A 22,893-nucleotide genomic window follows, 5' to 3' on the forward strand; every position below is an offset into this window, starting at 1 on the left:
CTTTATTTTCCACCGGGAATGGCGAACATTGGCCATTGATGGAACACTCAATTGGGTTTGTTCGGAACCAAGGAAGGTCTTGCATCATGAAAATTGTCACTACATCAAATCTGGGGCTGACTATCCTGCTCGGTTGCACACTGGGCATGGGAGCAATCGGCTGGTATGGCAGCCAACGGCTGGCTGATCTGCTCTCCTATGTATTGGGCGCCGCCTGGCAGACTGCCGATGGCGCCATGGAGGGATCCATAGATCTGGGCAACCAGTCCCTTTATATCCAGAAAATGCTCAGAGGCATGCCGCTCGACGAACCCGAGCTGCAACGAGCCAGAGAGGCCGCCACAGATGCCCTGCGCCGGGTGGGTGAAGGCAGGCTCATTGATGAGACGGCGATCAGCACCATGAACCAGCGCCAGCAGGATTATCAACAACAGCAGGACAAGCTGCTGACGCTCTATAGCACCTATACCAGCGTCGACAAGGCGCTGCGTGCCAGCTCGGAGCGCATGTCCCGCCTCTCCACCCAGCTGGAAGTGGTCGGCGATGGCGCAATCGAGAGCCTCACTCAGGCGCCGGATCAGGCCATCAGCTGGAATGGTGGTCTCGCCACGCGCTGGCATGCGGCCGACGGCGGCATGGAGGCCAACATCGGCTTCCTGCGCCAGCTCTATGCGCTGGAGAAGATGCAAAGCGAAGGCCCGACCCCTGCCATCCAGGCCGAGTTGAAGGAGGCGACCAGCTTCTATCAGGAGGCGGTTGACGGCATGCTGGCCACAGGGCTGTTCGATATCCCCGGCGAGGGGGAATTTGCCGGCCAGTCGCTAGCGGTGCAATACCGGGCTCTGCAGGCTGACAATCAGCAGCTGATGAGCCAGTGGATTGCAGCCCTGAGCGATTACCAGCGCCAGCTGGTGCAATACGAGAGCAGTGCCGAACAGCTCAAGCAGGTGCTGGTCGAGGTCGAGGCCAAGGGGGATGCCACTGTCGAGGATCAAGTAAATCAGCTCAATACCATCATCGGCCATACCAGGACCCTTATCCTGGGGGGTATGGTACTGAGCCTGCTGATCGTCGCCCTTTGCGGTTTTTGGCTGGTTCGCGCCATAGTCAGGCCCCTGTTGCAAGTCAATCAGCGGATGCAAGACATAGCTGCTGGCGAGGGTGATCTCAACGCGCGGATCAATCTCAAGCGGGACGATGAGATAGGCTCGCTGGCAGGCAGTGTGGACCGCTTCATCGAGAAGCTGCAGAAGATGATCAGCTCCACTATGGACAACAACCAGCACATCAGCGACCACGTGCACACCTCGGTCAACCGGGTCGAGGCCATCAGCCAGAGCAGCCGCCAGACCGCCGAGCATGCTCAGGCGCTGCACCACGACAGCGAGCAGATGGTGCAGGTCGCCACCTCCATTTCGGATAATTGCAGAGTGGCGGCGCAAAACGCCAATGAAGTACGCCAGCTCACCGCCGAGAGCAGTCAATACGTCACCTCCGCCAGCAACGGCATGCAACGTGTCGTGGTGGAGGTGGGCGAGTGCGCCAACGCCATCAACGCCCTCAAAGAACAGGCGAGCCAGATTGGCCAGATCATCTCCACCATCAGCAGCATCTCGGAGCAGACCAACCTGCTGGCACTCAACGCCGCCATCGAGGCAGCCCGGGCCGGCGAGATGGGCCGGGGCTTTGCCGTGGTGGCCGACGAGGTGCGCACTCTGGCCAACCGTACCGCTTCCTCCAGTGCCGAGATCACCGAGGTGATCAACAGCATTCAACAGCAGACCGAGAAAGCCTACCTGATGATGCAACGCAACCTGAAAACCGTGAAGTCGGGCATGCAGGATTCTGACAACACCAAGCAGATCCTGTTCAAGGTAGAAGAGGCCATCGACCATCTGGCTGACATGGTCCAGCAGGTGGCAGATGCCACGGGTCAGCTCTCCCACACCCTGAGCAATACCTCGGGCAAGGTCTCCGGCATCAGCCTGCAAGCCCAGACAGGTGAGCAGGAGGCGCAGGAGTGCCTGCAACTCGCCTCCTCCCTGCATCAGGCCAGCCTGCTGCAACAGCGACTGCTGTCGCAATTTAGGGTCTGACACGGGCGGGGGCACGGCCCCCGCTTTCTCCCGCTGCGCTAAATTTAGCCCTTGGGCCGCAGGGCCCTCCCTGTTAAAATTCCGCTCTTGAATTTATCCAGGGCCCCGCGGCCCGTTTTATCTAAGGTCACGAGCGATGCGTACCAGCCAATATCTGCTTTCCACTCTCAAGGAAACCCCGTCCGACGCCGAAGTCGTCAGCCATCAGCTGATGCTGCGCGCTGGCATGATCCGTAAACTGGCCTCCGGCATGTATGCCTGGCTGCCGTCCGGTCTGCGGGTACTGAAAAAGATCGAGAACATTGTTCGCGAAGAGATGAACAATGCTGGTGCCATCGAAGTCTCCATGCCGGTGGTACAACCCGCCGAGCTGTGGCAAGAGTCCGGCCGCTGGGATGACTACGGTCCCGAGCTGTGCCGTCTGACCGACCGCCACAACCGCCCCTTCGTGCTGGGCCCGACCCACGAAGAGGTGATCACCTCGCTGGTTCGCTACGAAGTGAACAGCTACAAGCAGCTGCCGCTCAACCTCTACCAGATCCAGACCAAGTTCCGCGATGAAGTGCGCCCCCGTTTCGGCGTGATGCGCGGTCGCGAATTCCTGATGAAGGATGCCTACTCCTTCCATATCGACAAGGAATCCCTGGTCGATACCTACGAGAAGATGCACGCCGCCTACTGCAAGGCCTTCACCCGCATGGGTCTGAACTTCCGTCCGGTGCAGGCCGATACCGGCTCCATCGGTGGCACAGGCTCCCACGAATTCCAGGTGCTGGCCGAGAGCGGTGAAGATCTGATCGCCTTCTCCGATACATCAGATTACGCCGCCAACATCGAGATGGCCGAAGCGCTGGCACCGGCTGGCGAGCGCTCTGCCGCCACCGCAGCCCTGACCAAGGTCGCCACCCCGGCGGTTCACACCATCGACGAAGTGGCCGCCTTCCTGAGCGTGGCACCGACCGCCATCGCCAAGACCCTGCTGGTTCTGGCCGAAGAGGACGAGCACGGCAAGCAGGCGGTCATCGCGCTGGTATTGCGTGGCGACCACGAGCTGAACGAGCTCAAGGCCGAGAAACTGGCTGGCGTCGCCAACCCGCTGACCTTCGCCAACGATGAGCAGATTAAAGCTGCCGCCGGTTGCGATGCTGGCTCCATCGGTCCGGTCGGCTTCAATGGTCGTGTTATTGCCGATCGCAGCGCCGCTCATCTGGCGGACTTCGTCTGCGGCGCCAACGAGACCGGCTTCCACCTGACCGGTGCCAACTGGTATCGCGACATCGCTACCTATGAGGTTGCCGACCTGCGCAACGTGGTGGAAGGCGACCCGAGCCCGTGCGGCCAGGGCAAGCTGCTGCTCAAACGCGGTATCGAAGTGGGCCACATCTTCCAGCTGGGTACCAAGTACTCCGAAGCCATGAAGGCGAGCGTGCTGAACGAAGGCGGCAAGTCCGTCACCATGGAGATGGGTTGCTACGGTATCGGGGTTTCCCGTCTGGTAGCCGCGGCCATCGAGCAGAACAACGACCAGTACGGCATCATCTGGCCGGACGCCATCGCTCCGTTCGAAGTGGCCATAGTGCCGATGAACATGCACAAATCCGAGCGCGTGGCCGAGCAGGCACAGCAGTTCTACGCCGAGCTGAAAGCCGCCGGTGTCGATGTGCTGTTCGACGACCGTAAAGAGCGCCCGGGCGTGATGTTCGCCGACATGGAGCTGCTGGGTGTGCCGCACGCCATCGTCATCGGCGATCGGGGCCTCGACAACGGCGTGGTGGAATATAAGTGCCGCCGCTCCGGCGAGAAGCAGGAAGTGGCCATTGGCGAGATTATCGCCATGCTCAAGGCCAAGCTGGGCCGTTAATCCCCCCCTTGCCACCATAAAAAAGCGCGCCATTTGGCGCGCTTTTTGTTGCTGCGACGGCAACCGGATGACGGGGCATCACCTCAGGGATTGCGACCGATAAAGAGGTCGGTCACGTGGCAACTGCTTCTCGCCTCCAGCGCATCGAGCATATAGGCCGCCGCATCTTCCGGGGTCATGAAACCACTGGGATCCACGTGATCCGAGTTGTCCCAAAATTCGCTGCGGACCCCGCTCGGGTAGAGGTTGACCAGCCGCAGCGGCGAGCCTTTCAGCTCGGTGCGCAACGACTCCAGAAAGCCGCGCATCCCCCATTTTGAGGCGCAATAGAGGCTCTCGTTGGCCTTGCCCACCTGAGCGGCGGAGGAGAGCACATTGGCCAGCACCCCGCCTTTCTCGCCGATGAGCCGCACCGTCTGTTGTGCCACCAAAATGGTGGAGATGAGATTGCTCTCCACCACCCTACGGATCTGCTCGGCGGTGTAGACACCAACCGGGCCAAACTCGCCGACCCCGGCGCAGTGGATCACCATGTCGGGCAGGCCGCCCCACTCCACCGCAGCGGCGAAGGCGACGTCGACCTCTTCATGGTGCGCCAGATCGGCGACGATGCCGATCACCGCGCTGCCGAGCCGTTGCTCCTGCTCCTGCAGTCGCTGATAACGGCGCCCCATCATGGATACCTGATGGCCCCGCTCAACCAGCCCGATGGTCAGCGCCCGGCCGAGACCGGAACCGGCACCTGTCACTATGATGTGGCCCATTATCGCTCCTCGTCGTCAGCTGACGGCCAGATTAGAAAGTGAATTCGCAGCCCATGAACCAGCCATCAATCCGCTGATCAACGCGATCGAAGTCCATGCTCGCCTCACGCCAACCGGCCTGTACCTTAAGGGGGGCGGAAGCGAACTTGTAGGAGCCACCCAGACGGTAGTCATAGTTGTCGGCATCCTGCACACGGGCATCGCCGAAGGCGGCAAAGCCGGTACCTGGGATGCGCACTTCGGCACCCGTGTAAGCCATCAACACATCCTTGTCATAGGAGTAGTGCTGAGTGTTGAAATCGCCATCGTAACGACGGCCGGTCAGACCCAGGTCGATCTGGAACAGGTCGTTGTTGAACAGGCGATAGTAGAGGCTCAGGTCATAGGCTATCAGATCATTGTTGAGAGCGCCGCCGCTGGTACCGAAATCGGACATCTCGAACTTGGCGTTGGGCAGCAGAATGATGCCGTGCTCCAGTTGCAGGTAGCCGCTCCAGTTGTAGTTCTCGTCATAGCTGCCGTTGGCCCCGACACCGTTGATCTGGCCGCTGCCCTGCGCGTTCCATACATCGATACCGGCAGCAATACGCCAGTCATCAGCAGCCATGGCAGCCTGGCTGAACAGGGCCAGCACACAACCGGCAATCAAGGTCTTCTTCATCATGTCACTCTCTTATGGACTGGAAAGGCCATCATTTTACCCAGTGCGACGGGAATACACAGTGTAAAAAACTGAACACGCGTCCATTAATGTCAGTGCTGCATGCCTGCCATGGGTTCAATCGGCTTCACTGGCAGGCTCAATTCCAGCTTCTGACCGTCATCCATGGTCAGGGTCAACGGGAAGGGCGTGCCCTGAAACAGCTCGCGCACCTCGAACAGCATGATGTGAAAGCTGCCGGGTTTGAGCGCCACTTCCCCTTTTGCTGGCACCTCTATGCTCTCGACCTGACGCATCTTCATGACCCCGTTCTCGTGCAGATGGGTATGCAACTCGGCTCGGCCCACCTCGGACGAAGTGGCGGCGACCAGCTTCACCGGCTTGTCAGCGTCATTTTTGAGCATCAGAAAGGCGGCGGTATTGGGAGATCCGGGTGGCAGCAGACGCACATAGCCATCGACGGCCTCGACCTTGGCCAGAGCAGGCGCAGCCAGACCCAGGGCGATCAGGGAATAAAACGCACGTTTAAACATGGTTGAAATCCTTTTATGATGTTGTTACACGTCGTGAAGATTACCGCAGCGGTAAGCTTTTGACAGCCTGTGATAACAAGGATTTAGACATGGACCTCATTATCGTTGCCGAGCAGCAGGATGGCTTGCTCACCCTGACCCTCAATCGCCCCGCCAAGCGCAACGCCCTCAATACCGAGATGTATCTCGCCCTCACCGCGGCATTACGCCAAGCGACACAAAATGACACCGTGCATGTGCTACTGATACAAGGGCAGTGCGATTGCTTCACCGCAGGCAATGATCTGGCCGACTTTATGGGCAAATCCAGCCTAGATGCCGACGATCCCATTTTGCAGTTCCTGCACACCCTGGCGGATTTCCCCAAACCTGTGATCGCGGCGGTCGGCGGCCCGGCGGTGGGGATTGGCACCACCCTGCTGCTGCACTGCGATCTTGTCTATCTGGCGGATAATGCCCGCTTGCAGCTCCCCTTTGTCGAGCTGGGACTGGTGCCGGAATTTGCCTCCAGCCTGCTGCTGCCGCGTCTGGTGGGACACCTCAAAGCGGCCGAGCTGTTGCTGCTGGCCGAGGCCATCGATGCCGAAGAGGCGCTGCGACTCGGGCTGGTCAACAAGGTGGTCGCCGCCGATACGTTGCTCACTTTTGCCTGCGAGCAGGGATTAAAGCTGGCAGCCAAACCGCCCAAGGCCCTGCAGAAGAGTAAGGCACTGCTGAAACAGGAGCTCAAACAGGCGGTGCACTTCGTCATCGATCTGGAGGCGCGCGCCTTCTCCCTCGCCCTGCAGGGGGAAGAGGCGCAACAGCGGATCGCGCAGAGGCTCAAACCCAGAGGTTAACCCTCAGTTGAGGCGAAAACGGCCGCGCAGCCCTGCCGCTGGATCAAGGTGGCTATCTCGGGATTGGAGTGACGCTTGAGGAAGAAGGTGAGCGCAGCCCGGCAGCAACCCGGCCTTCATCAGCACCTGTCCGTTTGCTGACCTGGATGCCCTCAAGCGCAGCTAACGCCCCGCCGGTGATCACCAAATCGGCAATGATGTCTGGATAGGAATGGAAGCCATGATAATGCCAGGCGTCACTATCGGAGATGGCGCCATTATCGCCGCCCGTAGCCTGGTCGCGCGGGACGTACCGCCCTACCGCATGGTGACAGGCACGCCAGCGCTTTGGCTCGAACGGCATAGCCCGGCCACCTGGTGGGACTGGCCCGATGAACAGGTACAAGCCCTGCTGCCGCAGATCCAGCAAAGAGAGGTGGCCTTGCTGGACGTTGGCAAACAACCGAGCAGACGTTACAGCACCAGAACGGGGGATTTGGCCCCCCCCTGCTCTGGCTACTGGCTTGGCGCTGGCTCAGCTGCCACTGCGCGACTGATTGACCCGGCACTGCTTGCCGGGATAGCCGGGTAGATCCTCCGCCTTGCTGCTGCACGCCAGCCGCTTGGCCTGATGGAGACGATCCGCCAGATTGGCGTCATCGACCGGCAACCAGTCCATCTGCTGGCCGAGCCAGCTGGCCCAGGCGAACTCGACGAAATAGACCTGATCCCGCTTGTCGACATAGCCCGCATCCTGCAGCAAGCCCGCCACGGTCCGGTAGGGGTAATCCGGCAGATCGCCGATATGGGCGGGCAGCTGCTCGGGGGTCAGCGGCAACCCCTTCTCATCCTTGAGCCAGGCCCAGTGATTGCCCTGCATCTGGCTCCAGAAGCTGGACGTGTCCTGCAGGCGGGCGATCACCTTGACCCTGGCCTGTTTCACACCCGACTGCCACAACGCCTTGGTGAGGTGATGCCTGTCCACCAGCCAGTAGCCACCATCGGGGGCGATGACGATGGGGATCTCTTTCTTTTTCATCAACTTGTCGAGTTGCTTCGCGCTCTTGCCTGCAAGCTCTGCCTGGGTATTGTCGACCTGGATCTGGCCAACGCCGCCCTGGGTCGGGTGCAGCTGATCAATGTTTACCTCACACCAGCTGCCGACCGGACTCTCACGCTCACAAGGCGCCAGCGCCCAGGCGCCCTGACTGATGGCCAGGGCCAGCAGGATCCATGTTCTCATCGTTCACTCCTCTCCCCCTGACAGCGGGTCAATTAAGGTTCCACACCGCCCCTGAAATAATGGGACTCATACTGGTAGTCTGACCAGCAAACGGGATATCATGATTTCCCATCTGTCGGCGATCATTTCTCGCCAAGTTTTCTCCCCGCTTCACACTATTTGAAGGATTAGCCATGAAAGGATGGAGTCCCTTGTTGGCCCTGCTGGGCTGTGCCTGTATCCAGGCAGCCGATGTTCCACCCAGCACTCAACTCGCAGCCGAGCAGGCCGTCGTGCGTCATCTGAAGGATGAACCGGCGAGCCTGAGCCCGCTCAAACTGGTCGGCCTGCCCGAACTGCAGGTATTGCGGGATCTCTACGAGGGGCTGTTGACCCAGGGGCCGGACGGCAAGGTGCTGCCTGGCGTAGCAGCGAGCTGGGACAACAAGGACAATCAGCAGTTTACCTTCCATCTGCGACCGGATGCACACTGGTCCAACGGTGACAAGGTCAAGGCCGCCGACTTCGTCTACGGCTGGCGCAAACTGGTTGATCCGAAAGAGGCCGCGACCTTCGCCTGGTTTGCCCAGCTGGCCCGCTTCGACAAGGTGGACGAGATAGTGGCCGGCAAGCTGGCCCCCAGTGAGCTTGGGGTCAAGGCCCTCGATGAGCACACACTGCAGGTGACCCTCTCCCAGCCTGTACCCTATTTCCTGAGCCTGCTGACCCACCCCAGTCTGTCGCCACTGCATCAGGCCAGCATGGAGCAATATGGCAACCAGTGGACCCAGCCAGGCAAGCTGGTCGGCAACGGCGCCTTCGTGCTGAGCCACCGGGTGGTGAACGAGAGGCTGGAGCTGACCCCCAATCCCCATTACTGGGACAGGGCCCATACAGTGCTGACCCGGGTTACCTTCGTGCCCATCAACCAGGAAACCGCCGCCACCAACCGCTACCTGGCCGGGGATCTGCACATCACGGAATCCTTCCCCAAGGAGCAATATCACAAGCTGATGCAGCAGATCCCGGGTGAGGTCTATACCCCGGATCAACTCGGCACCTACTACTACGCCTTCAACACCCAGCTGCCACCGCTGAACGATGTGAGGGTGCGCAAAGCGCTCTCCTACACCATCGACCGCGACCTCATCGCCGCCAAGGTGCTGGGCACCGGCGAGAAACCGGCCTATCGCTTCACCCCGGACGTGGTGGCCGGTTTCGAGCCCAAGGCCAACCTGCTCTCCAGCAGCAACCAGCAGACGCTGGATGAGAAGGCCAAAGCGCTGCTCAAGGAGGCTGGCTATGGCCCAGACAAGCCGCTCAAGCTGACACTGCTCTACAACACGGCGGAAATTCACAAGAAGATGGCGCTGGCCATCGCCAACCTCTGGAAACAGAAACTGGGTGCCCAGGTCGAGCTCACCAATCAGGAGTGGAAAACTTATCTCGACAGCCGCCAGAGCGGCCAGTTCGAGGTGATCCGCTCTTCCTGGGTGGCCGATTATAACGACCCCTCCGCCTTCCTAGGTCTGTGGGGCTCCCACCACAGCGGCAACATGGCTCGCTTCGCCAACGCCGGCTACGATGCCCTGCTGACCAGGGCGGCAAGCAGCCAGGATCCCCGCGAGCGGGCCCAGCTGTTTGACCAGGCCGAAACCATATTGCAGGATGAAGCGCCGATCACGCCCATCTATCAGTACACCAATGCCCGGCTCATCAAGCCCTGGCTCAAGGGCTACCCCATCAACAACCCGGAGGACGTGGCCTACAGCCGCCAACTCTACCTCATCAAGCACTGATCCTGCCCGGGGCTGACCACTCGTCGGCCCCGCTTCCCCTCTGTTCATGCTCACGTTTTCGGCATAAAATACTGCCCTTCACCCTCTCCCCACCCTCTTGTCGTCGGTTTGTTATGCGCTATGTATTGATGATCACCCTGTTGATGACACTGCCCGCCCAAGCGGCCAGCGAGTCACAATGCCGTCAGGCCTTCATCGACTGGATGCTGGCCCAGCAAAAACAGTTCAGTGATCGCAAGGCTAGCAAGATGGAGCGGCGCAGCGCCGAGCGGGCCATCGATCAGGTGCGTGACGAGCTTGCCAGGCAGGAGAGCTTCTGCCAGGCCATGGAGTGGGTGAAGCACAACCGGGATCAGGATCCTCGCTTCACCCCGCGAACGGGCGAGATCCACGACTTTGCACCGGCCAGCTGACGCCACATCATGAAAAAAGCCCCGAACCTGAGTTCGGGGCTTCTTCTATTCGGTAATCAGGGCAACAGCCTCAGTCGACGTAGAAGGTCTGCTGGAAGGTGAGCGTCTGTTGCTGCCCCTCCCCCATGATCTTCAGGGTGAACTGGTAGGTATCCTCATTGCGATAGGGCAGCACCGCCAGATAGTAGATGGCGTCCCCCTCCTTGACCTCCTGGAAGGTCAGAGTACGTAGGGTACCGGTGAGGTTCTTGGCCTCACCCGTGATACCCACCGCCTGCGCCACGCCCTGCTTGTTTTGCACAGCGATATTGATGATGCCGTTGTAGCGACTGCGTTCCAGACCGTAGGCCTTGGCCACGTCCGGAGTGAGGAAGCTGGAGTTGAAGGCACTGTAGTGTACCCGCCAGGGGCCCAGCTCCTTCATCTGCTCCGCCCGCAGCGGCAAGGTCATCAGCAGTGCCAGCAGGCAGCTTATCCAGGCTGTTTTCATGGTGTCATCCTTCTCGTGTTAACCCTGAGTCTCCAGCAGGGTACTGATCTCGGCGGGGATCTGCTTCGGCGCCTCGATGGCAACCGTCTTGTGCCGTCCCAACTCCCCGCGCACTATGCGAACCTGCCCCTTGGCCACCTTGAACTGCTTGGCCAGATACTTGATCAAGTGGCTGTTAGCCTGGCCATCCACCGGCGGCGCCGTGATGGCCACTTTCACCTCGTCGCCATGCAGTCCGACGATCTGATCCCGACTCGCCTTGGGCTGGATCATCAGATGCAATATCAGCTCGTCCCCTTCCCGCAGGACGGCTGGCATCAAATCATCCACCACAGCTGGCCGAACAGATCACCCAACACATAGTTTATGGCCTGCAGCCCGATAAAAGCGACCAGCACGGAGAGGTCCAGCCCGCCCAGCGCCGGCAGGATGCGACGAATCGGGGCCAGGAAGGGCTCGGTCAGCTGGTGCATCACGTATTCGATGGGATTGCGACCCTGGCTGACCCAGCTCAGGATGGCACGGATCAGCAGCACCCAGAAGATCATGGAGCCCGCCTTCTTCAGCACGGTCAGGGCGGCAAACAGGCTGATGGTGAGCCAGTCGGCCACCAGCACGTTCATGCTCTTGAGCAGTGCCAACTTGGCGAAGGCGATGATCAGCGCCAACAGCACCGAGGCCATATCCAGCCCACCGAAGCCCGGAATGACCCGGCGCAACGGTATCACCAGCGGATTGGTCACCTTGATCACCATCTGGCTCATGGGGTTATAGAAGTCGGCGCGGGCCCACTGCAACCAGATGCGCAGCAGCAGCACCATGAGGTAGATATCAAAAATCGTGTTAATCAGAAAATAAGCTGTGTTCATCTGAGCTCCAGCGGTAAGAGAAGAGTGTTCAGAAAAGCGTTTCCATCTCGGCGGCACGTGCGACGGCCGCCTGCATGGCGTGAGCGGTCAGCGGCATCAGCCCCTGCGCCTGGAATGTCTTGATGGCCTCGGCGGTCGTGCCCCCCTTGCTGGTCACCTGCTCACGCAGGGTTTGCAGCGACAAATCGGGATTTTGCTCTACCATGGCAGCGGCGCCAAGCGCGGTCTGCTGCACCAGCAGGCGCGCCTGCTCGGGCGAAAAGCCCATGGCTTGCGCTTCCTCTGCTATCGCTTGCATGAACAGGAAGAAGTAAGCCGGGGCACTGCCCGCCGCGGCGATGACGCCGTTGATGCCAGACTCCTGCGCCACCCAGAGGGTCTTGCCCACGGCTTGCATCATCTGCTCGGCAACGTCGCGATCGGCCTGTTCAACCCCGGGGGGGGCATAGAGGCCTGTCATGCCCAATCCCAGCAAGGAGGGGGTATTGGGCATGGTGCGGATGATGCGAGCGTGACCGCCCGCCATCTCGCCAAGGCGTGCCACCTTGATGCCGGCGGCGATGGAAATGAGCAGCTTGCCCGCCAGCGACCCCAGCTCATCAACCAGCGCACTCAGCATGCCGGCCATCAGCTGGGGTTTGACCGCCAACACTATGACGTCAGCCTCGCGGGCCGCCTCGGCATTATGCTGGGTGACGCGGATGCCATAGTCGCTCGCCAGCGCATCCAGTTTGGGACGGCTGGGATTGGCGGCGATGATACGCTCGGCCGGATAACCCGCCTGGATCAGGCCGGCAATGATACTGCGGCTCATGTTGCCTGCACCGATAAAGGCGAGGATTCTTTGCTGCATCAAACACTCCTGTTGCTGAAATAGCTGCGGACACCTGCACTGCCTGCGCCGATAAAGGCGAGGGTTCCATATTGCATCAGGTGCTCTTGCTTAGGAATAGTCACGAGCACCGAAGATGGCTGTGCCGACCCGCACCATGGTGCTGCCATGGACGATCGCCAGCTCAAGATCCTCTGTCATGCCCATCGAGAGGGTATCGACGCTCGGGTATTGCCGCGCAAGCTCGGTGAACAGAGTCTGCATGCGTACCATCTGGGCAGCCAATACCACCTCGTCACTGGTATGCTCCGGGATGGCCATCAGCCCCCTTAATACCAGCCGCTCGCTGCGTGAGACCAGCTCGGCCAGCCGGAAAATCTCTTGCTCAGACGTTCCGGATTTGCTGCTCTCTCCGCTAATATTGATTTGCAGACAGACATTTAGCGGCGCCAACCCGTCAGGACGCTGGTTGTCGAGGCGCTCGATCAGCTTGTCTCTGTCCACACTCTGTACCCAATCGAACCGTTCGGCCACCAGCCGGGACTTGTTCGATTGCAGCGGGCCGATAAAGTGCCACTCGATGTCGCTATATTCCGGCTGCTGGCGCAAGGTATCTATCTTGGTGGCCGCCTCCTGGGCATAGGACTCACCGAAGCGGCGCTGGCCGGCGGCATAGGCCTCGCAAATGGCCTCAAGTGGCTTGGTTTTACTGACCGCAAGCAGGTGGATGTGATCGACACAACGACCCGACTGGCTCGCGGCTTGTACAATACGCTCCTTTACCTGAAGCAGGTGCTGGGCAATTTGGCTCATATTTCGTTAGTGATCTTGTGATGGGAGAATGACAAATCTATGGATATCACAGAGTTATTGGCTTTCAGTGTAAAGCATAAAGCCTCGGATCTACACCTCTCGGCTGGGGTTCCCCCGATGATCCGGGTTGATGGTGAGGTTCGCAAGATCAATTTGCCCGCCCTGGAACACAGGGAAGTGCATGCCCTCATTTACGACATCATGAACGACCACCAGCGCAAGGAACTGGAGGAGAACTTCGAGGTCGACTTCTCGTTCGAGGTGCCCAATCTGGCCCGCTTCCGGGTCAACGCCTTCCAGCAATCGCGCGGTTCGGGGGCCGTGTTTCGTACCATCCCCAGCACGGTACTGAGTCTGGAGGATCTCGATGCCCCCGAGATCTTTCGCAAGATCTCCGAATACCCCCGCGGCCTGGTGCTGGTGACAGGCCCGACCGGCTCGGGCAAGTCCACCACACTGGCGGCCATGGTCAACTACATCAACGAGAACTTCCACCACCACATACTCACTATCGAAGACCCCATCGAATTCGTACACGAGAACAAACGCTGTCTGGTGAACCAGCGGGAAGTACACCGCGATACCAAGAGCTTCAGCAACGCCCTGCGCTCGGCACTGCGGGAAGACCCGGACATCATACTGGTGGGCGAGATGCGCGATCTCGAGACAATACGTCTGGCCATGACGGCGGCCGAGACGGGCCACCTGGTGTTTGGCACCCTGCACACCTCGTCAGCGGCCAAGACCATAGACCGTATCATCGACGTCTTCCCCGGCGCGGAAAAAGACATGGTGCGATCCATGCTCTCTGAATCCCTGCGCGCCGTCATCTCCCAGACCCTGCTCAAGCGGATCGGCGGTGGCCGGGTGGCGGCCCACGAGATCATGATGGGCATACCCGCGGTGCGCAACCTCATCCGGGAAGACAAGATCGCCCAGCTCTACTCGGTGATCCAGACCGGGATGACCCACGGCATGCAGACCATGGATCAGAGCCTCAAGCAACTGGTCAGTCGTGGCGTGGTGGCCTCCCTGGATGCCAAGGCCAAGGCGGTCGACCCCAACAGCGTTTAAGAGCCTCAAACCCAGGGAGGGATAAATGATGAATCTGGATGATCTACTGACCGAGCTGGTCAAGCGAAAGGGGTCGGATCTGTTTGTGACGGTGGGCTCGCCGCCCACCCTCAAGGTGAATGGCCATCTGGTGTCGCTGGGGGACGAGGCGCTCGACAAGAAGGGGGCGCTGGCGCTGGTCAGAGATACCCTCAGTAGCGATCACTTCGAGCGCTACATCCGCACCAAGGAAGCTAACTACGCCATCCACCGCGAGGATCTTGGCCGTTTTCGGGTCAGCGCCTTCTGGCAGCAGGAGTTGCCTGGCATGGTACTGCGCCGCATCGAGACCCGGATCCCGACCTTCGACGAGCTGACCCTGCCCCCCATCTTGCAGGAGGTGGCCATGGCCAAGCGCGGGCTGGTGCTGTTTGTCGGCGCCACCGGTGCGGGCAAGTCCACCACCCAGGCCGCCATGATAGGGTTTCGCAACCAGCATGCCGATGGCCATATACTGACGGTGGAAGACCCGGTGGAGTTCGTGCACCAGCACGGTCGCAGCCTGATCACCCAGCGGGAGGTGGGGATAGACACAGAGTCGTTCGACGTGGCACTGAAGAGTTCGCTGCGCCAGGCGCCGGACGTGATCCTCATCGGCGAGATCCGAAGCTCTGAGACCATGGAGTTTGCGCTGCAATTTGCCGAGACGGGTCACCTCTGTCTCGCCACCCTGCACGCCAACAATGCCAACCAGGCACTGGATCGCATCCTCCACCTAGTGCCACAGGAGAAACACCGACAGTTTCTGTTTGATCTCTCCTTCAACCTGCGCGCCATCGTGGCCCAGCAACTGCTTCCGAGCGTGGACGGTCGCCGCCGTTTTGCGGCCTTCGAAGTACTGCTCAACACCCCGCTCATTACCGACATCATCCGCAAGGGGGAGATGCATCGCCTCAAGGAGGTGATGACCAAGTCCACCGAGCTCGGCATGCAGACCTTCGATCAGGCGCTGTTCACTCTGTTCTGTGCTGGCCAAATTGGCTACAGTGAGGCCCTTGCCCATGCCGACTCGGCCAACGACCTGCGACTGCTGATCAAGCTGTCCGGCCGTGAGCAGCTGGGTGCAGGCACACTCGACAACGTCACCCTGGATGAATGAGGGGCGTGTGTCACCGCTATAAAGGATCGTTATGCTGATTGTGGTTTCCCCGGCCAAAACGCTGGATTACGAGTCGCCTCTGGTGAGCTCCCGTTTCACCCAACCCGAATTGCTGGATCACTCAGCCGAGCTGATCACCCGGGCCCGCCAGCTAACACCGGATCAGATCGCCAGTCTGATGAAAATCAGCGACAAGCTGGCCGGCCTCAACGCCGCCCGCTTCGCCCAATGGCAACCTGACTTCCACCCAGGCAATGCCCGCCAGGCACTGCTGGCGTTCAAGGGAGATGTCTACACGGGGCTGGCGGTGGAGGATTTCAGCGACGCGGATCTCGATTTTGCCCAAGGGCACCTGCGCATGCTGTCAGGTCTCTATGGCGTGCTGCGTCCGCTCGATCTCATGATGCCGTATCGGCTGGAGATGGGGACCCGGCTCGATAACAGTCGCGGCAAGGACCTCTACCAGTTTTGGGGGGATGTGATTACCCAGCACATCAATGCAGCGCTGGCGGCGCAAGGGGACGAGGTGCTGATCAACCTGGCCTCTGACGAGTATTTCAAGTCGGTACGAGCGAAAGCCCTGAAGGGCAGGATCGTCACCCCTGTTTTCAAGGACGAGAAGAACGGCCAGTTCAAAATCATCAGCTTTTACGCCAAGAAGGCGCGTGGCATGATGGCCCGTCACATCATCAAGCACCGGCTGACCGAGGTGGAACAATTGACCGGCTTCAACAGCGATGGTTACTACTTCGTGCCAGAAGAGTCTGACGCTCAGACCCTGATGTTTAAACGCGCCGAAAATTAATTACAGAAAGAGGGAACCAAATTCAGGATCCCCGGGTCTGAATACATGAATCCTCTGTTGTAAGCACTTTTTATCAGCCGACGTTTATACGTCGGCTTTTTTCTGCGCGCGATCCGCGAACACAGGCACACTCACCGCAGGCAGCAAGCAAAACGGCCATCCGAGGATGACCGTTGCTGCAGGCATGGCTTATTTCTTTTTCTTCTTGGCACTCTTCTTCTTGCCATCCTTCGGCTTTTTCTTCTTCACCGGTACCCGCGCCTCTTTGTGCTTGGGACGCAGCTCGTCGATCACCCGGCGCTTGAGACGCTCTTCGGTGTAACGCTCAATCTTGGCGACCATGGCCATGTCGTGCGCCTCCACCAGGCTGATGGCGCAACCACGGTTGCCGGCACGGCCAGTCCGACCGATACGGTGCACATACACGTCGGTGCCATAAGGCATGTCGTAGTTAATGACATGGCTGACGTTGGGCAGGTCGATGCCACGGGCAGCGACGTCGGTGGCGATGAGGAAAGGCACTTCTCCCGCATGGAACTTGCGGATCGATTCGATGCGCTTGCTCTGCTCCATCTCGCCACGGATCCAGGCGCAGGAGACGCCGGCAGCCTGCAACTGGCCGGAGAGCTCCGCCAGCCGTTCACGGGTTCTGACAAAGACGATGGCTTTCTGGGTTTCAGGATCCTTGAGGATATGCACCAGCAGGGCCAGCTTGTGGGCGGCATCATCGGCCAGATGCACCCACTGGGTGATGGGGCGACGCTCACTGCGGGGCGGCTCGGCGTGCAGCTCCACCGGCTCGTTGAGGATCTCGTTGGCAAACTTCTCAAGACCAGCCCCTTCCAGGGTGGCGGAGAACAGCATGGTGTGCTTGCGATAGCGCGCCTCGGCCACGATACGGTTCACGTCTTTGATGAAGCCCATGTCCAGCATGCGATCCGCTTCATCCAGCACCAGCACCTCGATGTCGTGGCTCTCGAACTCCTCTTTCTCTATGTACTCAAGCAGACGACCCGGGGTCGCCACTACGATGTCGGTGGTCTTGGTCAGGGCCGGCAGCTGCTCGTCGTGGCTGACGCCGCCGATGATGGTCTCGATGCTGAGGTTGGTGTGCACCGCCAACGCCTTGGCGTGGGCGGTGACCTGCAGGGCCAGCTCGCGGGTCGGGGTCAGGATCAGCATGCGGCACGGACCCGGCTTGCGGCGCGGGAAGTCCAGCAGATGCTGCAGGGCGGGCAGCAGGAAGGCGGCCGTCTTGCCGGTACCGGTCGGAGCGGATGCCAGAATATCGCGGCCGTCCAGGGCTGGCTCCAGCACCATCTGCTGGATGGTGGTGGGGCGGGTGAATCCCATCTCGGCCAAGGCCCGGTTGAGGGCTGGATTCAGGTCGAAATCATCAAAGGACTGGCTCATGGCAATACTCGGTCATTAAGGAAACGGCAGATTATAGGCGATTATGTCGTCGGCTCCTATGGGGACTGTGGCTTAGTCGCTATAATCGCCGACCATTTTCTGTGTAGCCGGCATATGGTGGGGGTCAGATGGGACGAAATAGTGGTTTTACCTTCAAACAGTTTCATATCGAGCACGACCGCTGCGCCATGAAGGTAGGCACGGATGGCATACTGCTAGGCGCCTGGGCACCGGTTGCCAACGCCCACCGGGTGCTTGACATTGGCACAGGCAGCGGCCTGATTGCACTGATGCTGGCCCAGCGCAGCCGATCCGACTGCCTCATCGACGGGGTGGAACTGGATAGGGATGCAGCGACACAGGCGCGCGCGAATGTGGCCGCCTCCCCCTGGACCTCACGGGTCAACATAGTGGAAAACGCCATTCAAGATTATCAGGCCACTCGCTACGATCTCATCGTCTCCAACCCGCCCTATTTCTCGGCAGGCCAGTCATTTAGCGATCCGGCCAGAGCGCTGGCCCGCCATACAGGGGCGCTCGGCAGCCGGGATCTACTGGCTGCGTGCCACCGTTTACTGAGCGCTGCCGGGCAGGTGGCGCTGGTGCTACCGACCGCCATGGCCGATGAAATTTTATGCATCTCGGCGGATTATGATCTGTATGGTGTTTGTTATACAGCTGTTATCACCAGAGTAGGTAAAGAGGCAAATCGTGTTTTATTGCTACTTGGCAGAGGATTAAGCAGGTGTGAGCAGGGTGAGATTGTGATCCATTCTGCTGATGGCGCCTATTCCGACAGATACATCCAACTGACCCACCCCTTCTATTTGAAGATGTAAATTTCGTCTTGAACTATTTTTTCACGCCATTATGCTGACTCTCAAACGAGCGCCCGCTCCAGACCAGCTCAAACCACTGGTTGTGATGAAAAAACACGCGGGGCTCTTTTTTTTACCCCCGAACAACGCCGGTCACTGACCAATAAAAAACTATAACAAGCAATAGTTTACAAGACAGACGAGGTTGAACTTGACGAAATCACTCACATTATCCGATGTACTCGGATTGGGCTTCATGACCTTTGCCTTCTATCTGGGCGCCGGTAACATCATTTTCCCGCCGCTGGCTGGCTACATGGCAGGCGAACACCTCTCCCTGGCCATGCTGGGCTTTTTGGTGACCGCCGTGGGCCTGCCCCTCATCACCATCCTCGCCGTCGCCAAGGCGGGTAATGGCTGGGCTGGCATGACCAAGCTGCTGCCTGCCGGTGTTGCTACCGCGCTGGCCGTTGCCATCTATATCATCATCGGCCCCGCCTTTGCTGCGCCCCGTACCGGTTTGGTTGCCTACGAGATGGGAATCAAGCCTTTCATCGGTGATATGGGTCAAGCCGGTCTGGCAGTCTATACCGTGATCTTCTTCGGTATCGCCATGTTGGTCTCCATGAACCGGGGCAAGCTGATGGATGCCGTCGGCAAGTACCTGACCCCGCTGTTGATGCTGCTGCTGCTGACCCTGGCCGTGGGTGTGTTCATCGCGCCACAAGGTACAATGCCAGCTGCGTCCGGTGACTACCAGAACGGCCCCTTCGTGAAAGGGATTCTGGAAGGCTACAACACCATGGACACCCTCGCGTCCCTGATGTTTGGCGCCCTGATCGTTGATCTACTGCGTCAGAAAGGCATCCACGACTACAAGAGCCAGTTCAAATATCTGGCCATCGCCGGCGTCATCTCAGCCATCGGTCTGTCCGTGGTCTATATCTCCCTGTTCCAGCTGGGTAACACAGCTGCCGGGGTAGCCACCGATGTCAGCAATGGCGGCGCCATCGTCAACGCCTATGTGTTGAGCCTGTTTGGCCAGCCGGGTCAGTTCATCCTGGCGGCCATCATCACTCTGGCCTGCTTCACCACAGCCGTGGGCCTCATCTCCGCCTGCTCCGACTTCTTCCATAACCTCACCGGTGTGGCTTACAAGAAGCTGGTTGTGCTGCTGGGCACCATCTGCGCCATCGTCGCCAACGTGGGCCTGAGCCAACTCATCAGCCTCTCCATTCCCGTGCTGGTTGCCATCTATCCGGTCGCCGTAGCCCTGGTGCTGGTCACCTTCCTGAAGGGTTACTTCGGTCGTCCTCGTCTGGTGTTCCGCTCCGTCTTGATGGTGGCATTCCTGTTCGGTTGCCTGGATGGTCTGGGCGCTGCCGGTATGAAGATGGATGCCTTCGCCTTCCTGCCGCTGTTTGACAAAGGGCTAGCCTGGTTGCTGCCAACCCTGCTTGCCTGTGGCCTTGGCATTGTGATGCGTTCCAATGATAAGCTGGCTGCCGAAGCCGCCTGACCACTCTCAAATCAGTAAAAAAGAGGCCAGCATATGCTGGCCTCTTTCATTTCTCTGATTTGTCATCGATTTCAAAGCAGGGGCTCTACCGGTTTGGGCCTGCCTTCCAGGCCATACCAGTGGGTCTCAATCCGACCGGCATGCCATTGTAAGGTGCCCCAGGGACTCTCTGCCTGCCAGCGTGGAAAGCTTACCACCACCTTGTTGTCATCGTACTTGTACAGCGAGGTGTTGATCTGGATATCAGACAGGATGAGCAACAGTGCCCAACCGATGAAGAACCACTTCAGCGCTTTCCACATAAGGTTACTCGAAGCAGATTTCGATGGTGGCCCGGCCGTAATCTGACTCGAACGGCATCATAATCTTGGTGCCATCGGCTCTATGGGTGATGGTGTGGTTGGGACCGGAGACTATGATAGGGGTCGCCATGTCGAACTCGTAACCTTTCTCTCCCAGCATGCGCTTGGCACCACCGGTAACCATGTTGGTGATCTCACCCACCATGTCGGTCACTTCTTCATTGATGGTGGCGGGGGCCTCCCCCAGCATGCGACGCATGATCTCCAACGCCAACCCCTTCTCGAAGCTGATGGAAAGCGAGCCACGGGTCTGCGGACCCACCATGCCGATGAGGCCGGAGACATCGCCTCGCGCCAACTCATCCATCTTGCGCTTGGGCTTACCCGGTTTAAGATCCAACTGCGCCATGGTGGAGAGCACATTGAGCAGGGAAAGCAGGAACGGGTTTACAAAATCAGCCTTCATGTTGATGTCCTACGGTGGTCGTACAGCGAGCACATTGGCCATGTGCCTCTATTGTCTTATTGGTAATAGTAAAACCATGCTGATGGGCCTGCTCGGAAAACGCGCTGTCGATCGCCGTGTCATGGAGTTCGACCACCTCGCCACATCGGTCGCAGATCAGCAGTTGCATGGGATGAGCATGGTCAAAGTGACAACAGAATATGAAGGCGTTGAGCGACTCCACCTTGTGGGCAAAGCCCTGTTCGAGCAGAAAATCGAGTGCCCGATAGACTGTAGGCGGCTTGGCGTGAGCCTCTGTTTGCTGCAGCTGGGCTAACAAATCATAGGCGCTGATAGCATTGCCGTGGGCAGCCAGCAAAGTGAACACCTGACGCCGGGTAGGGGTGAAGCGGATCCCGCGTTGTTCGCAGAGTCGTTCGGCTCGTTGTAAAAGTTGGTCTTGATTCATGATCACGCAAATACCCTTTACTTATTAGTCGGATACTATCACAGGGCCCCCGGTGGCGCGGCGACAAAATTCATTTTCTGGGGCTGCCTCACGTTGTGATAAAATCCGCCCCCTTTGTTTAGCCAACCCGGATGATTTTTATGCAGGCGCAGCGTTTTTCCATCGCCCCCATGCTGGACTGGACCGATCGGCATTGCCGTTATTTCCACCGTCTGATGACCCGCCAGACCTTACTCTATACCGAGATGGTGACCACGGGCGCTATCATCCATGGCAAAGGGGATTATCTGGGCTATAGCGAGCAGGAGCATCCGATCTCGCTGCAACTGGGTGGCAGCAACCCGGCGGATCTTGCCCACTGCGCCAGACTGGCACAGGAGCGCGGCTATGACGAGATCAACCTCAACGTGGGTTGCCCGTCGGATCGGGTCCAGAATGGCCGCTTCGGTGCCTGCCTGATGGGCGAACCCGCGCTGGTGGCCGACTGCGTCAAGGCGATGCGCGATGTGGTCGATATCCCGGTGACGGTCAAGACCCGCATCGGTATCGACGATCAGGACTCTTACGAATTTTTGCAGGCCTTTATCGAGCAAGTTCGCGACGCCGGTTGCGATACCTTTATCGTGCACGCCCGCAAGGCGTGGCTGAGCGGCCTGAGCCCGCGTGAGAACCGCGAGATCCCGCCGCTCGATTACCCGCGCGTCTACCGGGTCAAGCAGGATTACCCTGAGCTGACCATCGCCCTCAACGGTGGCGTCACCTCCATGGAGCAGACCCTCGAGCATCTGCAGCATGTCGATGGCGTGATGATGGGGCGCGAAGCGTATCAGAATCCCTATATCCTGGCGCAGGTGGACAGCCAGCTGTTCGGCCTAGCGGGCGACGTTCCTAGCCGTCATGAGGTGGTACGGATGATGCTGCCCTACATGGAGCAGGAGCTGGCCAAGGGCAACTACCTCTCCCACATGACCCGCCACATGCTGGGACTGTTCCAGAACATGCAGGGTGCCCGTGCCTGGCGTCGCCACCTGAGCGAAAACGCCTGCAAACCGGGTGCCGGCATCCAGGTCGTACTGGATGCCATGGCCAAGGTGCCGGAATTCGCCAGCGCCGACTCGGTGGAATAATCCTGTTCGCTTCACAGGTTTATGGCTGCACAGGGAGCCGCAGCTGGGCTGACCCTTAACCCGTTCCCGCCCACCAATGAAAAAGCCGGTAACACCTGGTGTTACCGGCTTTTCTATGCGTGGCCATCGCGCTGACGCTACGACCCCTTGTCCACAAACTGCAGTTCGGGTGCAAATGACGTCAGCACATCGGCACAGTAGTCCCAAGTCGAGATGCGATAGTGCTGCAGATCCTCGTCCAGATGAAGCCCCTCCGATTCCTGATGGAACCAGCTGGCAAAACGGGACGGGGTGATGAGCTGGATCTGCTCCTCGATGGCATGGCTCTCCTTGCCTTCCGACAGATCGCAATCCTCCATGACCCGCACCGCGAAGATATGACGAAAGTAGACCCGGCACAGGATCTGGGGCGGCAGATCTATGCTGCGCGCCCGACCCAGCATGACGGTCAGAGAGTCACTCCAGATATCCTGGTGAAGTTCGGCCACAACCAGGCCTGGGGGGAGTTGGCGGGACGGAGCCCAAGGTACGGCAACCTGCCGAATGGCATTTTTCTGTTCCATCATCCACCTCACTACGGCGCACGCCATATCTTGAGTGTATCTGAAACAA

The 22,893-nt window shown here is 59.4% G+C and carries 25 protein-coding genes and 2 pseudogenes; 12 read left to right on the forward strand and 15 right to left on the reverse strand.

Features of this window, described 5'->3' with window-relative positions:
• The first annotated feature begins 86 nt into the window (after positions 1 to 86).
• Together WJM78_RS17490 and WJM78_RS17495 are read left to right on the forward strand one after the other, a co-directional pair.
• Positions 87 to 2,096, forward strand: a complete 2,010-nt coding sequence (locus tag WJM78_RS17490) for a methyl-accepting chemotaxis protein (protein WP_339010825.1) — start codon at positions 87 to 89, stop codon at positions 2,094 to 2,096.
• A gap of 136 nt (positions 2,097 to 2,232) precedes the next feature.
• Positions 2,233 to 3,957 carry a proline--tRNA ligase gene (locus WJM78_RS17495; RefSeq protein ID WP_339010826.1) on the forward strand — a complete coding sequence of 575 codons (1,725 nt, stop codon included), beginning with the start codon at positions 2,233 to 2,235 and terminating at the stop codon, positions 3,955 to 3,957.
• Positions 3,958 to 4,040: 83 nt separating this feature from the next.
• Here the strand turns inward: WJM78_RS17495 and WJM78_RS17500 are convergent, their stop codons facing one another.
• From WJM78_RS17500 to WJM78_RS17510, 3 genes are all read right to left on the reverse strand, one after another.
• Positions 4,041 to 4,721: an SDR family oxidoreductase gene (locus WJM78_RS17500; RefSeq protein WP_108537593.1), complete on the reverse strand. Its 681-nt coding sequence runs from the start codon at positions 4,719 to 4,721 to the stop codon at positions 4,041 to 4,043.
• A gap of 31 nt (positions 4,722 to 4,752) precedes the next feature.
• Positions 4,753 to 5,382, reverse strand: coding sequence for a TIGR04219 family outer membrane beta-barrel protein (locus WJM78_RS17505; RefSeq protein WP_339015906.1), 630 nt, complete (start codon positions 5,380 to 5,382; stop codon positions 4,753 to 4,755).
• A gap of 92 nt (positions 5,383 to 5,474) precedes the next feature.
• Complete coding sequence (locus tag WJM78_RS17510) at positions 5,475 to 5,915, reverse strand: copper chaperone PCu(A)C (protein ID WP_339010827.1); 441 nt, start codon at positions 5,913 to 5,915, stop codon at positions 5,475 to 5,477.
• An 89-nt stretch (positions 5,916 to 6,004) separates the two neighbouring features.
• On the opposite strand from WJM78_RS17510, the gene WJM78_RS17515 reads away from it, so the two are divergent.
• A complete protein-coding gene (locus WJM78_RS17515) occupies positions 6,005 to 6,754 on the forward strand; it encodes an enoyl-CoA hydratase-related protein (RefSeq protein WP_339010828.1) in 750 nt (249 codons plus the stop codon).
• On the opposite strand, the pseudogene WJM78_RS17520 reads toward WJM78_RS17515, so the two are convergent.
• Positions 6,751 to 6,864 (reverse strand): annotated as a pseudogene (locus WJM78_RS17520) (DUF2753 family protein); the annotation flags it as partial. The gene WJM78_RS17515 and the pseudogene WJM78_RS17520 sit on opposite strands and share 4 nt — an antisense overlap.
• A gap of 62 nt (positions 6,865 to 6,926) precedes the next feature.
• On the opposite strand from WJM78_RS17520, the pseudogene WJM78_RS22845 reads away from it, so the two are divergent.
• Positions 6,927 to 7,056 (forward strand): annotated as a pseudogene (locus WJM78_RS22845) (antibiotic acetyltransferase); the annotation flags it as partial.
• A 212-nt stretch (positions 7,057 to 7,268) separates the two neighbouring features.
• Here WJM78_RS22845 and WJM78_RS17530 read toward each other — a convergent pair.
• A complete protein-coding gene (locus WJM78_RS17530) occupies positions 7,269 to 7,976 on the reverse strand; it encodes a ParB-like protein (protein ID WP_287145802.1) in 708 nt (235 codons plus the stop codon).
• Between the two features lie 173 nt (positions 7,977 to 8,149).
• Here WJM78_RS17530 and WJM78_RS17535 point away from each other — a divergent pair, with 173 nt between their 5' ends.
• The gene (locus WJM78_RS17535; protein ID WP_339010829.1) at positions 8,150 to 9,754 is read left to right on the forward strand and encodes a peptide ABC transporter substrate-binding protein; all 1,605 of its coding nucleotides are present in this window, start codon (positions 8,150 to 8,152) and stop codon (positions 9,752 to 9,754) included.
• Positions 9,755 to 9,867: 113 nt separating this feature from the next.
• Positions 9,868 to 10,167 carry a hypothetical protein gene (locus tag WJM78_RS17540; RefSeq protein ID WP_042036155.1) on the forward strand — a complete coding sequence of 100 codons (300 nt, stop codon included), beginning with the start codon at positions 9,868 to 9,870 and terminating at the stop codon, positions 10,165 to 10,167.
• 70 nt (positions 10,168 to 10,237) lie between these two features.
• Here the strand turns inward: WJM78_RS17540 and WJM78_RS17545 are convergent, their stop codons facing one another.
• The 5 genes from WJM78_RS17545 to WJM78_RS17565 form a co-directional block, all read right to left on the reverse strand.
• Positions 10,238 to 10,657 (reverse strand): DUF4426 domain-containing protein, encoded by a 420-nt coding sequence (locus WJM78_RS17545; protein WP_212512767.1) that lies wholly within the window; start codon positions 10,655 to 10,657, stop codon positions 10,238 to 10,240.
• An 18-nt stretch (positions 10,658 to 10,675) separates the two neighbouring features.
• Positions 10,676 to 10,975 carry a DUF167 family protein YggU gene (gene yggU, locus WJM78_RS17550; protein WP_042036158.1) on the reverse strand — a complete coding sequence of 100 codons (300 nt, stop codon included), beginning with the start codon at positions 10,973 to 10,975 and terminating at the stop codon, positions 10,676 to 10,678.
• Positions 10,975 to 11,526 (reverse strand): YggT family protein, encoded by a 552-nt coding sequence (locus WJM78_RS17555; RefSeq protein ID WP_108536333.1) that lies wholly within the window; start codon positions 11,524 to 11,526, stop codon positions 10,975 to 10,977. Before WJM78_RS17555 ends, yggU begins: the two co-directional genes overlap by 1 nt.
• A 28-nt stretch (positions 11,527 to 11,554) precedes the next feature.
• Positions 11,555 to 12,379: a pyrroline-5-carboxylate reductase gene (gene proC / locus WJM78_RS17560; RefSeq protein ID WP_275930702.1), complete on the reverse strand. Its 825-nt coding sequence runs from the start codon at positions 12,377 to 12,379 to the stop codon at positions 11,555 to 11,557.
• A 90-nt stretch (positions 12,380 to 12,469) separates the two neighbouring features.
• The gene (locus WJM78_RS17565; RefSeq protein ID WP_275930701.1) at positions 12,470 to 13,171 is read right to left on the reverse strand and encodes a YggS family pyridoxal phosphate-dependent enzyme; all 702 of its coding nucleotides are present in this window, start codon (positions 13,169 to 13,171) and stop codon (positions 12,470 to 12,472) included.
• Positions 13,172 to 13,210: 39 nt separating this feature from the next.
• Between WJM78_RS17565 and tapT the strand changes: the two genes are divergently transcribed.
• The 3 genes from tapT to yaaA are packed head-to-tail and all read left to right on the forward strand — an operon-like array spanning position 13,211 to position 16,188.
• Positions 13,211 to 14,245 carry a type IVa pilus ATPase TapT gene (gene tapT / locus WJM78_RS17570; RefSeq protein WP_005320466.1) on the forward strand — a complete coding sequence of 345 codons (1,035 nt, stop codon included), beginning with the start codon at positions 13,211 to 13,213 and terminating at the stop codon, positions 14,243 to 14,245.
• A gap of 28 nt (positions 14,246 to 14,273) precedes the next feature.
• The gene (gene tapU, locus WJM78_RS17575; protein WP_339015908.1) at positions 14,274 to 15,383 is read left to right on the forward strand and encodes a type IVa pilus ATPase TapU; all 1,110 of its coding nucleotides are present in this window, start codon (positions 14,274 to 14,276) and stop codon (positions 15,381 to 15,383) included.
• Positions 15,384 to 15,414: 31 nt separating this feature from the next.
• Positions 15,415 to 16,188 (forward strand): peroxide stress protein YaaA, encoded by a 774-nt coding sequence (yaaA, locus tag WJM78_RS17580; protein ID WP_042036165.1) that lies wholly within the window; start codon positions 15,415 to 15,417, stop codon positions 16,186 to 16,188.
• Positions 16,189 to 16,377: 189 nt separating this feature from the next.
• On the opposite strand, the gene srmB is transcribed toward yaaA, so the two are convergent.
• A complete protein-coding gene (gene srmB / locus WJM78_RS17585; RefSeq protein ID WP_339010830.1) occupies positions 16,378 to 17,601 on the reverse strand; it encodes an ATP-dependent RNA helicase SrmB in 1,224 nt (407 codons plus the stop codon).
• 128 nt (positions 17,602 to 17,729) lie between these two features.
• Between srmB and WJM78_RS17590 the strand changes: the two genes are divergently transcribed.
• Both WJM78_RS17590 and brnQ read left to right on the forward strand, forming a co-directional pair.
• Entirely contained in the window at positions 17,730 to 18,440 is a 711-nt protein-coding gene (locus WJM78_RS17590; RefSeq protein WP_275930699.1) for a tRNA1(Val) (adenine(37)-N6)-methyltransferase, read from the forward strand.
• Between the two features lie 235 nt (positions 18,441 to 18,675).
• Positions 18,676 to 19,938, forward strand: coding sequence for a branched-chain amino acid transport system II carrier protein (gene brnQ, locus WJM78_RS17595; protein WP_275930698.1), 1,263 nt, complete (start codon positions 18,676 to 18,678; stop codon positions 19,936 to 19,938).
• A 71-nt stretch (positions 19,939 to 20,009) separates the two neighbouring features.
• On the opposite strand, the gene WJM78_RS17600 is transcribed toward brnQ, so the two are convergent.
• The 3 genes from WJM78_RS17600 to zur are packed head-to-tail and all read right to left on the reverse strand — an operon-like array spanning position 20,010 to position 21,154.
• Complete coding sequence (locus WJM78_RS17600; RefSeq protein ID WP_042036171.1) at positions 20,010 to 20,240, reverse strand: hypothetical protein; 231 nt, start codon at positions 20,238 to 20,240, stop codon at positions 20,010 to 20,012.
• A gap of 4 nt (positions 20,241 to 20,244) precedes the next feature.
• A complete protein-coding gene (locus WJM78_RS17605) occupies positions 20,245 to 20,706 on the reverse strand; it encodes a chemotaxis protein CheX (RefSeq protein WP_108537021.1) in 462 nt (153 codons plus the stop codon).
• On the reverse strand, positions 20,696 to 21,154 hold the full coding sequence (gene zur, locus WJM78_RS17610; protein ID WP_084204620.1) for a zinc uptake transcriptional repressor Zur: 459 nt from the start codon (positions 21,152 to 21,154) through the stop codon (positions 20,696 to 20,698). Before zur ends, WJM78_RS17605 begins: the two co-directional genes overlap by 11 nt.
• Before the next feature lie 140 nt (positions 21,155 to 21,294).
• On the opposite strand from zur, the gene dusA reads away from it, so the two are divergent.
• Positions 21,295 to 22,281: a tRNA dihydrouridine(20/20a) synthase DusA gene (gene dusA / locus WJM78_RS17615; RefSeq protein ID WP_339010831.1), complete on the forward strand. Its 987-nt coding sequence runs from the start codon at positions 21,295 to 21,297 to the stop codon at positions 22,279 to 22,281.
• Between the two features lie 137 nt (positions 22,282 to 22,418).
• Here the strand turns inward: dusA and WJM78_RS17620 are convergent, their stop codons facing one another.
• The gene (locus tag WJM78_RS17620) at positions 22,419 to 22,844 is read right to left on the reverse strand and encodes a hypothetical protein (protein ID WP_042036178.1); all 426 of its coding nucleotides are present in this window, start codon (positions 22,842 to 22,844) and stop codon (positions 22,419 to 22,421) included.
• Between the last annotated feature and the right edge of the window lie 49 nt (positions 22,845 to 22,893).

Source organism: Aeromonas popoffii (assembly GCF_037818705.1).
Classification (GTDB): Bacteria; Pseudomonadota; Gammaproteobacteria; order Enterobacterales; family Aeromonadaceae; genus Aeromonas; species Aeromonas popoffii.